The following is an 11,273-nucleotide window of genomic DNA, read 5'->3' as shown; positions in this document are numbered from 1 at the left end:
GAATGTCGATCCGTCCTAGGGGGGCGACGACCCGAAGGCCATGCCGTGTTGGGAAGCAACTGGCGCGTCCTGCCAGAGTAAGATGGCCTGACACCACCAGGCAGACGCGGCGGGGCGAGGAGATCATGCACGGCAATGCTCCGCCGGGCGGCAACCGCCCTGCCCCACGTTATCCACCGTTGGACACGCAGGTGGCGACCGGGTGGCGACTCGGGAAACAGACAAAACAAAAGCGCCAGAACGGCGCTTTGTTTTTCTCAGTGTTTTCAAGTGATTGAATGGTCGGGCAGGCGGGATTCGAACCCACGACCCCTAGTCCCCCAGACTAGTGCGCTAACCGGGCTGCGCTACTGCCCGCCAGATAACCGGTCGCGGGAGCGATCCCGCGCACGGCAGGCATAACCTGACGTTGCTGGCCTTATAGTGAAGCCACCTGCCGAAAGCAACGGCCTGGCGAACGGAAACTGTGGGAAGCCGGAACCCGGGTTGCAACGGCTGTTTCAGTCGGCGCTATCCAGTTCGCCGCGCGCATGGGCGAGCAGCCGCCGGCATTCCAGCAGTTCGGCCAGGGCCTCCTGAAGGCGGGCGCGTTGCGACGCCGCCAGCGCCGGGTGGGCATGGGCCACGCCAGGAGCGGCGCCCGGCGTCGCGTCCCAGACGCCGCCGGCATGAAATCCCTCCGGCGCGCTGGCGTGCGAGGTTTCTGGCGCGTCATTCCAGACGTCGGGCCGGTGCGCGACCACGGGCGTCGAGCGGGCCAGCGGCGCGGGGCCAGACGATTGTGCTTCAGGCGGCTGTGCTTCAGGCCATGGCGCGGAGACGCCGGACGCGGCCGCCCCCTGCCCCGCGATCATCCCGGGTTGTGGCGGGAAAGTTTCGCCTGCCGCGGGCCAGCCCTGCGCGGGGTCGTCGGCGCGCCGGTAGCCTTGCGGCGCGTAGGGATCCTGGGCGAGCGCGGCGCCGGCCTGGTCAGGCGCAGCTTCCCGCCAGCCCACGACGGGCGGCGACGCCATTACGTCCTCGCCTTGCCAGGTCGAATTGTAAGGTTGGGGACGGACGACGGACGGAAAATCATCGTCAGAGCCGGCCTGGAAATCATCGCCCGACCAGCCTTCGCCCTCCCAGTCCCCGGCAGGCGCCGGGGCGCTGGCCATTGGCGCCTCGTCTGGCCGGGAGCCGGAGCCAACCTGCTGGACGAAGCGAACGCCTTCCTCCTTCAGAATGCGCTGCACGCCCTTGATCGTATAGCCCTCGCCATACAGCAGATGGCGCACGCCGCGAATCAGCAGGACATCGTCAGGTCGGTAAAACCGGCGGCCGCCGCCGCGCTTCAATGGCTTGATCTGGCTGAAGCGGGTTTCCCAGAACCGCAAGACGTGCTGGGGCACGTCAAGTTCCTCAGCAACTTCGCTGATGGTCCTGAATGCGCCTGGTTCCTTGTCCACTGTCTGCCGGTCAGTCAAATCGATGGTCCGCGTTCCTGCCGCCACAGCCCCTCAGAACGAAACGGAGGCCGTTTCGCGCGAAATGCGTCAAAGCGGGGATCAGGAGCAAACCCTTCCGGGCAAACCTGGCCGCCGCTTCGTCGCCTGCCGATGAAGACTGTCCAGCCGTGAGCCGGCCAGAAGCCAGCCAGGAGCGGGTCCGGCTTGCGGGGAGCCCTGCCCCCCTGCGGGATCGAAATCCCTGCGGGAGCCGGCTCCCCCACTCCTGCGCGCCCCGGGCTCCGCGGAATCCGCGAGCAGAGCGGAGGTGCGCCGGAGGCTATCGCCACGCCATCCCGCAGCGGGGTAGTGCAGGCGTTCGCCCGCCAGACCTCGCGCGGCGGAGGCCAGAGCCCGTCGCCTTCGCCTTCAGTCTTCCGCCGCCACGACCTCGCCGTTGATTCGGGCCTTCAGCACATTGGACGGCTTGAACACCATGACACGGCGCGGCTCGATTGGCACCTCCACGCCGGTCTTCGGATTGCGACCGATGCGCTCGCCCTTCTCGCGCACGACAAACGAGCCGAACGAAGACAGCTTCACCGTCTCGCCTTTGGCGAGACAGTCGCACATTTCCCTGAGCACCTGCTCAACCAGCTCTGCCGATTCCGTCCGCGACAGCCCGACCTTCTGGTAGACCGCCTCGCAAAGATCCGCGCGCGTAACCGTGCGCCCCGTCATATTCGCCCCACCTGATGCAAACTAGCTATCTATTTGGAATTACGCGTAATCCCTGATGACCCGTCGGTCAATAACGCAGTGACCTGCGCTGTGCAATCACCAGCGGATCAGCGCGCTGCCCCAGGTAAACCCGCCGCCCATGGCTTCGATCATCACCAGATCGCCCGGCTGAATGCGGCCATCGGCGCGCGCCGCGGCCAGCGCCAGGGGAATCGACGCCGCCGAAGTGTTGCCGTGCTGGTCGACCGTCACCACAACCTTGTCGCGGGCAATGCCCAGCTTGTCGGCGCTGGCGTTGATGATGCGCCGGTTGGCCTGGTGCGGCACGAACCAGGTCAGGTCGTCGGCCGATGTGCCGGTCGCCGCGAAGGCGTCCTCGATCACGTCGGTGATCATGCCAACGGCGTGACGGAAGACCTCCTTGCCCTCCATCCGCAAATGGCCCACGGTTTTGGTCGAGCCCGGGCCGCCGTCCACATACAGCTTCTGGCGATGGCGACCGTCCGAGCGGATGTGGGTGGTCAGCACGCCGCGATCGCTGGCCTCGCCGGGCTGCTCCTGCGCCTCAAGCACGATGGCCCCGGCGCCGTCGCCGAACAGCACGCAGGTGGTGCGGTCTTCCCAGTCAAGAAGTCGTGAGAATGTTTCCGCGCCCACCACCAGCGCCCGTTTGTGCGAACCGGACGTGAGGAACTTGTCAGCGGTGGTGACAGCGAAGACAAAGCCGGAGCACACGGCCTGAACGTCGAAGGCCACGCCATGGGTGATGCCGAGGCCGGCCTGGATCTGGGTGGCGGCGGCAGGGAACGTGAAGTCCGGCGTCGACGTGGCGCAAATCACCAGATCGATGTCGGACGCCTCGAGCCCGGCGTCGGCCAGCGCAGCCTGGGCGGCGCGCAGGCCAAGCACCGAGGTGGTTTCGTCGTCCGCCGCGATGTGACGCTGGCTGATGCCCGTCCGCTGCACGATCCATTCATCGGACGTGTCGACGAGACCAGCCAGCTCCGCATTGGTCACCACGCGGGGTGGAAGATATGAGCCGCAGCCCCGGACCACCGAACGCAAACGTGTCACGCGCCTCTACTCCTCAGGCTTGCCCGTCAGCCGCCGACGGCCCGTCTTTTCCCAAAACCATGCCGCGGATGTTCGACAACAGATCGAACCGCGCCATGTCATATCCAAGTTCCACCGCGCTGGCGAAGCCGAGCGCGTCTGTTCCCCCATGGCTCTTGATGACGATTCCTTCAAGGCCCAGGAAAACGCCGCCGTTGGAGCGGCGTGGATCCATTTTTTCTTTCAGCGAATCGAAGGCGCTTTTCGCCAGCAGGTAGCCGAGGCGCGTCATCCAGGTGCTGGACATGGCGCTGCGCAGATAGCCCGCGAACTGGCGCGCCGTGCCTTCGGCGGTTTTCAGGGCGATGTTGCCCGTAAACCCCTCGGTCACCACCACGTCGGCGGTTCCCTTGCCGATATCATCGCCCTCAACGAAGCCGATGTAATCGAGGTGGGAAAGCTGGCTCTCCCGCAGGATGCGCCCGGCCTCCTTGACCACCTCAAGCCCCTTCACCTCCTCAACGCCGACGTTGAGCAGGCCGACGGACGGCTTTTCAATATCAAGAACGATGCGGGCCATGGCCGCGCCCATGATGGCGAGATCGACCAGATGCGCCGCGTCCGCGCCGATGGTGGCCCCGACATCCAGCACGACGCTTTCACCGCGCGTGGTCGGCCACAGGCCAGCGATGGCCGGGCGGTCGACGCCGCCCATGGTGCGCAGGCAGAATTTGGCCATGGCCATCAGCGCGCCGGTATTGCCGGCGGAAACCGCGATGTCGGCCTCGCCCTGCTTCACGGCCTCCAGCGCCATCCACATGGACGAATGATAACGCCCCTGGCGCAGCGCCTGGCTGGGCTTGGCGTCCATGGCCACCGCAATGGCCGTGTGTTTCACCGTCGTCGCCGCCTGAAGCGCCGGATGCTTCGCCAGCAGCGGGCCGATCACCGCCTCGTCGCCGGTCATGACGAAACGCAGGTCCGGGCGCCGCTCCAGCGCCAGGGCTGCGCCTGGCACGGAGACCGCCGGACCGTGATCGCCGCCCATGGCGTCAATCGCTATGCGGATGGAACGTGACATGAGCTGCGTGTGTCTTCCTGGGTTCCTGACGGCGGCGACAGCCGGCCGCTGACAATAGCGGCTGGCGGCCTTCCGGCAATGTGTGCTGAGAGGCTGTAAACAACATGAGCGGCACAACGCAAGATCCGCCAGTCGCTTGACCGACGGATTGACCGCGCCGGACCGGGCGGGCGCGCCTCAGGAATCCGCTCCATTCTCGCCGTTGCGCAGGCGCTTCAGAGCCGCGAAGGGCGATGGCTCCTCCGCATCTTCTGTCCATGCGAAGGCAACGCCTGGCTTGCGCGGCCAGGGGTCCAGCGCCAGCGCCAGATATTCCGCCGCCAGCACGCCAAGATCGATCCGGTCGTTGACGATCGGCTCGGGGTCCTCACGGCGGCTGAAGCCGTCGTCCTCGTTCTGCATGGCTGCGCCTTCCTCAGGCACATCCTCCGAGAACGTCAGCTCGAACCGTTCATGAATCTGCGAGTCGAACGCCTCCAGGCTCACGACGCAGGTCTGGCGCACGTCCGCTTTCACCTCGCCCTTCAGCTTCAGCCGCCGCGCATTGCCGGCAAGCGTGAACGTCGCGACGAGGCGCGGCAGCGCAACCAGATCGTAAGCCTCGGCAATGCGGCCGCGCGCCGCCTCGTCGGCTTCGATGGTCACGCGCAAACCGGCGCGCGGCACATCGGACACGCGCACCACATGCGACAGGAAGGGCGCAGGATCCTGGTCCGTCATCATCATTCTCCCTCGCCTGTTCTCTGGCGGGTATTCGCGTCTGCCATGGTCCCTGCCCTGATGAGCCGCAAGCTGGCCGCGTTGCAAGCCCCGACATGCAGCCCCGGCGTCTCCCCCGCGCGGCCGCGATCATCGCCGGAGGCGACTTCCGGTCAGCATGGAGCGGGAATCGCTCCTGCTTTCCCAGTTCCGGGCGCATCCAGGCCAGCCAGGTGATTCCCTCTGGCCAGAAAGCGCCTCTGTATGCGCGTGTCCGGATAGCATCCCGCCGCACTGCAGCGAAACTTCGGCATATCTCTCTGATTTCAATTATTTTCCTGTGGGATAGCCTCCCCAGGGGCCGCCAGAGCGGAATCCAGGCGAACCGCGGCCGCGTCCGGAAACAGCGGCCTGGCGTCACCCGATATGACCTCCGGGATGACCTCCGGCGCGATATCGCCAAGTTGTAGGGCGGCCAATTGCCTTTCCGCCGCGCGGACATATCGCGCCAGCAGGGGCGCCGGTTCATCCGAATCGAGCACATTGCGGCCCAGCGCCGCCGCCAGCTCCGCATCGCCGGCGGCGTCGAGGGCGGCGTCATAACGCTTCGCACGCCCATAAAACCCCTTGGCGATGGATTTCATGCGCTTCGGCACCGTGGTGTCGCCCATGCCGATCTCGCGCAGGGCGTGCTCAATCTGCTCGAACACCGTATCGACGAATCGCTGGCCAACCGCATCGGCCGGCGCCGGCAGGTCGCGCAGGCGGCGCATCACCAGCATGGCGTGCAGTTCCAGCAGTTCGAGGCGTCCCTGGGTGCTGTCCGCCACGCCATAATTCTCGTAGAAATCCGGCTGGCGCGCAGCGGCGATCACCCGACCATAAAGCTGGTCGATCACCGGCCGCAGCGGATCCTTGCGGAAAAATCTGAACGCCACGCCCGGGGGCTCCCTGTTACGCATGGGAAACAGGCGGCGCCTCCCGCAATGCGGCGTCGCCGCGCGGTGTTGCCGCCCATCTTCTTGCCAAATACACTGTCGCGGGGTACGCCTCCTGCAAGAATGATGCAAGATCATTGCGCCCGGCGGCCTGTCCGGCGGGTTCGCGACAGCGCCCGGCGGGCGGTCATGCATGGCAGCGTGAACCCGGATGTCCGGACGTTACATGCCCTTTCCTCGCGGCGGCTACCGCGCGAGCAGACAAAAGGTGATTGAATGGCGAGGGCCATACTCCGCAGTGTCGTGACCGCCGCCGCTATCGCGACTGCCGCCGTTACCCTTGGCGGCTGCGCCAGAGAGGTGATTGTCCACGGTCACATGATCGACGAAGTCGCACTGGCGAAGATCAGGCCTGGTTCGAGCGTCGAGCAGGTGCTGACCGAAATGGGCACCCCCACCACCACCTCGACGGTCGGCAACAAGACCTTCTACTACATCTCGCAGACCCGCGAGCGGCGGGTGCAGTTCATCAATCCGAGCATCACCGACCAGCGGGTGGCCGCCGTTTATTTTAATGGCAACTTCAAGGTTGAGCGGGTCGCCCTGTACGGCATGAAGGACGGCGAGGTGTTCGACTTCATCTCCCGCACCACCCCGACCAGCGGCCAGGAGCGTTCTTTCGTCCGCCAGCTGTTCAAGGGCCTCGGCGCCGGCAACCTGAACCCGTTCGGCGTCTGACGACGCGGGCGGGCTGGCGCGAGGCGCCCCGGTCTGCCACACCAGAATATGGAAAAGCCCGCGAAGTTCGCGGGCTTTTCGTTTTTTCAGACGCTTTTGTTTTCTGCACAGCCGCCGCTCAGCCAGAGGCGCTTCGCGTCAAGCCGCGAAGCGCCCCGCCCGGCTGGAAAGCCGCTGGCTCAGGCCAGGTGCGACAGCACCGCCAGCAACAGCAAGGCGACGATATTGGTGATCTTGATCGCCGGATTGACGGCGGGGCCGGCCGTATCCTTGTAGGGATCGCCGACGGTGTCGCCGGTCACCGAGGCCTTGTGGGCCTCGGAGCCCTTGTGGTGGGTGACGCCGTTGTCGTCGGTGAAGCCGTCTTCGAACGACTTCTTGGCGTTGTCCCAGGCGCCGCCGCCCGAGGTCATGGAAATGGCGACGAACAGGCCAGTGACAATGACGCCGAGCAGCATGGCGCCCACGGCGGCGAAGGCCTGGCTGCGTCCGGCGGCGGCGTTGATGACGAAGTACAGCACAATCGGCGCCAGCACCGGCAGCAACGACGGCACGATCATCTCGCGGATCGCCGCCTTGGTCAGCATGTCGACCGCCCGGGCGTAGTCCGGCCGGTCGCGCCCTTCCATGATGCCGGGCTTCTCGCGGAACTGGCGACGCACCTCCTCGACCACCGCGCCGGCGGCGCGCCCCACCGCCGTCATGGCGATGCCGCCGAACAGGAACGGGATCAGGCCGCCAAGCAGCAGGCCAACGACCACGTAAGGGTTGGCCAGCGAGAAATCGACGTTCACCCCCTTGAAATAAGGGAAACGGTCGGCGTTGGCGGTGAAGAACTTCAGGTCCTCGTTATAGGCGGCGAACAGCACCAGGGCGCCGAGGCCGGCGGAGCCGATCGCATAACCCTTGGTGACGGCCTTGGTGGTGTTGCCGACAGCGTCCAGCGCGTCGGTGGAGCGGCGCACGTCCGCCGGCAGGCCAGCCATTTCGGCGATGCCGCCGGCGTTGTCTGTGACCGGGCCGAAGGCGTCCAGCGCCACGATCATGCCGGCGACGCCGAGCATGGTGGTGACGGCGATGGCGATGCCGAACAGGCCAGCGAGCTTGAAGGTGACGATAATGCCGGCGACGATGACGATGGTCGGCAGCGCCGTCGCCTCCAGCGAGACCGCCAGGCCCTGGATGACGTTGGTGCCGTGGCCGGTGACCGACGCCTGGGCGATGGAGCGCACCGGGCGGAAGCCGACGCCGGTGTAGAACTCGGTGATCCAGACGATGAGGCCGGTGACAGCGAGGCCAACCAGGCCGCAGATGAACAGCTTGCCGCCATTCAGCACCAGGCCGCTGGCGCCGGCAATGTCGCCCCAGCCGACCAGCAGATGGGTGGCGAGCGCCAGGCCAACCACCGACAGCAGCGAGGTGGCGATCAGCCCCTTGTACAGCGCGCCCATGATCGACTGGTTGGCGCCAAGCCTGACGAAGTACGAGCCGACGATCGATGTGACGATGCAGGCGGCGCAGATGGCCAGCGGATACAGCATCATGGACGCGAGGGCGGGCATGCCGGCGAAGAAGATCGCCGCCAGCACCATGGTGGCGACCACCGTCACCGCATAGGTCTCGAACAGGTCGGCGGCCATGCCGGCGCAGTCGCCAACATTGTCGCCCACATTGTCGGCGATGGTGGCGGGGTTGCGCGGATCATCCTCCGGGATGCCAGCCTCCACCTTGCCAACCAGGTCGCCGCCCACGTCGGCGCCCTTGGTGAAGATGCCGCCGCCAAGCCGGGCGAAGATGGAAATCAGTGAAGCGCCGAAGCCGAGGGCAACCAGCGCATCGACGATGACCCGGCTGCCCGGCGCGACGCCCATGGGGCCCGTGAGCACCGTGTAGTAGCCAGCGACGCCGAGCAGGGCGAGACCCGCCACCAGCATGCCGGTGACCGCGCCAGACTTGAAGGCAATGTCGAGGCCGGCCGCCAGCGACTGCGACGCCGCCTGGGCGGTGCGCACATTGGCGCGGACCGAGACATTCATGCCGATGAAGCCGGCGGCCCCGGAAAGAATGGCGCCAATGGCGAAACCAATGGCCACAGGCAGCCCCAGCAGCCACCACAGCAGCAGGAACAACACAATGCCGACGATGCCGATCGTCATGTACTGGCGGCGCAGATAGGCCTGCGCCCCCTCCCTGATCGCCCCTGCGATCTCCTGCATGCGGGCGTTGCCCGCGTCGGCAGCCATGACAGACCGGATAGTGACAGCGCCATAAACCACAGACAGCGCCCCAAGAAGAAGAATAATCAGCAATGCAGCCATGTGTATTTCTTCCCTGACGTTCTTGTCGGCGGCCAAGGGTCACACGCGCCCTCCACATGCGACAGTCGGCCACGCCCTCATTTGCCACATTCTGGCAGTGGCATGACATGATTGCCTTTTTCCGGGGCATGGGCAAACGCCGCGCGGCGGGCCCGCGGCAAGGCGACATGGACGCGACAAAGACAACAAGGCGTCAGGATCGGAAATTATTCATATATTACATGACGATCCTGACGATTCCGCCAAATACGCGGCGACAACCAGGTCAATAGTACTGACTTTTCGTCTGATGCATCGGCTGACCCGGCGAATTCATGCCTTCTGCTACGACTTTTCAGAACTGAAACACGGGCGGGCAGGAAAGTTCCCGCTTTCCAGCAGGTTAGGCGCCGGGCGCTCATGCGGGGCATTTACCCTGTCAGGAGATCGCCTGTCACAGCTTCGTCATCGGGCTTTGTAACCGGGATTCGCGCCGCCGCGCTGAGTCGCGACCGCCAGGCCGGCAGACATGCACACAGGCAACGCGCCGGCTCCAGGCGGATCCACACCATGCAGGGCGCCGCGCTGGCCCCATCAGAAATGGGAGAACGATCCCTTGCCAAAGGCGGCGGGCGCGCCGCGCCACATGACGCGGAAGGGCTCGCTGACGGGCGTGATCTCGCCCACCGGGGTCAGGCCGCACCCCGCCGCGCGCGCCGCCGCCGCGAGGGCGTCATAATGTTCGGGCGCAACCGTCAGCAGGATTTCGTAATCGTCGCCGCCGGCGAAAATCTGCCGCGCGAGGCTTTCATCGGCGGCCAGCGCCGCCGCCGCCGCCGCCGACAGCGGAACGAGATCGAGATCGACGCTGGCCGAGACGCCGGAAGCCGCCGTCAGTTTGCGCAGGTCGCCGACCAGGCCGTCGGAGACGTCCATGGCGCAACTGGCCCAGCCGCGCACCGCTTCGGCCATGCAGTTGCGCGGCAGCGGCTCCAGATAACGTTGCAGCAGCGCCCCCGCCCTCTCCGGGCCGATGGCGGCGATCCAGGCTGGCGGCGTCGCGTCGGCGCGGGCATGACGCACGGCGAGGCCCAGCGCGCCGTCGCCCACCGAGCCGGTTACGGCGACGACATCGCCAACGCGGGCCGTGGTGCGCGCCGTCATGGTTCCGCGCGGCGTCTCCCCCAGGGCGGTGATGGCGATGGTGAGCGGCCCTGGCGTGCGCACCGTGTCGCCGCCGAGCAGCGGACAATGATACGCCCTGGCGTCCTCGCCCAAGGCGGCGGCGAAGGCCGCCAGCCAGTCACGGGTCCAGGTTTCCGGCAGGGCCAGGGTCAGGAGGAAGCCGAGTGGCCGCGCGCCCTTGGCGGCCAGGTCGGACAGGTTCACCCGCAACGCCTTGCGCGCGATGCTCGCCGGCGGATCGGCGGCGAAGAAATGCACGCCGGCGACCACGCCATCGGTGGTGACGATCAGTTCGTGGTTCTCGGAGAGCGCAAGGCGGGCGACGTCGTCGGCGAGGCCCAGGCCGCCCTCTCCCGCCAGCGGCGCGAAAAAGCTGGCGATCAGATCGTCTTCTGACATGGCGGCCATGGCCTCCCCCTTCAACGATGCATTGCGCCCCCGGCCTGAAGCGTTGTCCCGGCGGACGGCGGCGCGCTGGTCAGAGCCTTTCCCGATCAAAATGGATCGGAAAGCGCTCCAGGAACGCCCAGGCGGAGAACGCAGCCGGCGCGGCGCGTTCTCCGGCGCGACGTCCGGTTGCCCTGACAGGGAGTTTGGGGATGTTGCGCCGTCCCCGCAAGCCCAGGGAAGGGCGCGCGGCGGATCAGGGGATCAGCGGCTGGTCAGCTCGTCGGCGCGGTTCTTGCGGCCGATGGCGTCGAGCACGCCATTGACCATGCCCGGCTCGTCCTGCTCATAGAAAGCGCGGGCCACATCGACGTATTCGGAAATCGTCGCCCGGGCCGGCACGTCGCGGCGGTTGAACAGCTCGTAGGCGCCAGCGCGCAGGATGGCCCGCAGCACCGGCTCGACGCGGCGCAGCGGCCACTTGTCGGCCAGGGCGCTGTCGACGTTACGGTCGATGCGCGCCTGATCGCGGACGACGCCAGCGACGATATCGCGGAAGAACGCCGCCTCCGCCGGCTTGAACTGCATGCCCTCGATCTCGCGCCCCATCCAGTGGGACTCGAATTCGGCGATGGCGTCGAGCACGCCCTTGCCGGAGACGTCCATCTCGTAGAGAGCCTGAACCGCCGCAAGACGCGCGGCGCTGCGCATTTCACCCTTGGCCATCGGT

At 66.6% G+C, this 11,273-nt stretch carries 9 protein-coding genes, 1 tRNA gene and 1 pseudogene; 1 reads left to right on the top strand and 10 read right to left on the bottom strand.

Annotation, left to right across the window (positions count from 1 at the left end):
- Window positions 1-279: 279 nt before the first annotated feature.
- From ACERNI_RS16335 to ACERNI_RS16305, 7 genes and pseudogenes are all read right to left on the bottom strand, one after another.
- Window positions 280-357, bottom strand: a tRNA-Pro gene (locus tag ACERNI_RS16335).
- A 776-nt stretch (window positions 358-1,133) separates the two neighbouring features.
- Window positions 1,134-1,445 (bottom strand): annotated as a pseudogene (locus ACERNI_RS16330) (MerR family transcriptional regulator); the annotation flags it as partial.
- Window positions 1,446-1,853: 408 nt separating this feature from the next.
- Window positions 1,854-2,165, bottom strand: coding sequence for an integration host factor subunit alpha (locus tag ACERNI_RS16325; protein ID WP_448834316.1), 312 nt, complete (start codon window positions 2,163-2,165; stop codon window positions 1,854-1,856).
- 96 nt (window positions 2,166-2,261) lie between these two features.
- The gene (locus ACERNI_RS16320) at window positions 2,262-3,239 is read right to left on the bottom strand and encodes a beta-ketoacyl-ACP synthase III (protein WP_448834315.1); all 978 of its coding nucleotides are present in this window, start codon (window positions 3,237-3,239) and stop codon (window positions 2,262-2,264) included.
- 13 nt (window positions 3,240-3,252) lie between these two features.
- Window positions 3,253-4,299 carry a phosphate acyltransferase PlsX gene (gene plsX / locus ACERNI_RS16315; RefSeq protein WP_448834314.1) on the bottom strand — a complete coding sequence of 349 codons (1,047 nt, stop codon included), beginning with the start codon at window positions 4,297-4,299 and terminating at the stop codon, window positions 3,253-3,255.
- Between the two features lie 177 nt (window positions 4,300-4,476).
- Window positions 4,477-5,025 carry a YceD family protein gene (locus tag ACERNI_RS16310; protein WP_448834313.1) on the bottom strand — a complete coding sequence of 183 codons (549 nt, stop codon included), beginning with the start codon at window positions 5,023-5,025 and terminating at the stop codon, window positions 4,477-4,479.
- 299 nt (window positions 5,026-5,324) lie between these two features.
- Window positions 5,325-5,936, bottom strand: coding sequence for a ubiquinol-cytochrome C chaperone family protein (locus tag ACERNI_RS16305; protein WP_448834312.1), 612 nt, complete (start codon window positions 5,934-5,936; stop codon window positions 5,325-5,327).
- A 276-nt stretch (window positions 5,937-6,212) separates the two neighbouring features.
- Between ACERNI_RS16305 and ACERNI_RS16300 the strand changes: the two genes are divergently transcribed.
- Entirely contained in the window at window positions 6,213-6,674 is a 462-nt protein-coding gene (locus tag ACERNI_RS16300) for an outer membrane protein assembly factor BamE (RefSeq protein ID WP_448834311.1), read from the top strand.
- A gap of 179 nt (window positions 6,675-6,853) precedes the next feature.
- On the opposite strand, the gene ACERNI_RS16295 is transcribed toward ACERNI_RS16300, so the two are convergent.
- From ACERNI_RS16295 to nusB, 3 genes are all read right to left on the bottom strand, one after another.
- Window positions 6,854-8,992: a sodium-translocating pyrophosphatase gene (locus ACERNI_RS16295; RefSeq protein ID WP_448834310.1), complete on the bottom strand. Its 2,139-nt coding sequence runs from the start codon at window positions 8,990-8,992 to the stop codon at window positions 6,854-6,856.
- 573 nt (window positions 8,993-9,565) lie between these two features.
- The gene (thiL, locus tag ACERNI_RS16290) at window positions 9,566-10,564 is read right to left on the bottom strand and encodes a thiamine-phosphate kinase (protein ID WP_448834309.1); all 999 of its coding nucleotides are present in this window, start codon (window positions 10,562-10,564) and stop codon (window positions 9,566-9,568) included.
- Window positions 10,565-10,807: 243 nt separating this feature from the next.
- Window positions 10,808-11,269, bottom strand: coding sequence for a transcription antitermination factor NusB (nusB, locus tag ACERNI_RS16285; protein ID WP_448834308.1), 462 nt, complete (start codon window positions 11,267-11,269; stop codon window positions 10,808-10,810).
- Between the last annotated feature and the right edge of the window lie 4 nt (window positions 11,270-11,273).

The sequence above is a fragment of the Camelimonas sp. ID_303_24 genome, assembly GCF_053543495.1.
Note: the sequence above shows the minus strand (reverse complement) of the source record. Positions and strands in the feature narration are given on the sequence as shown.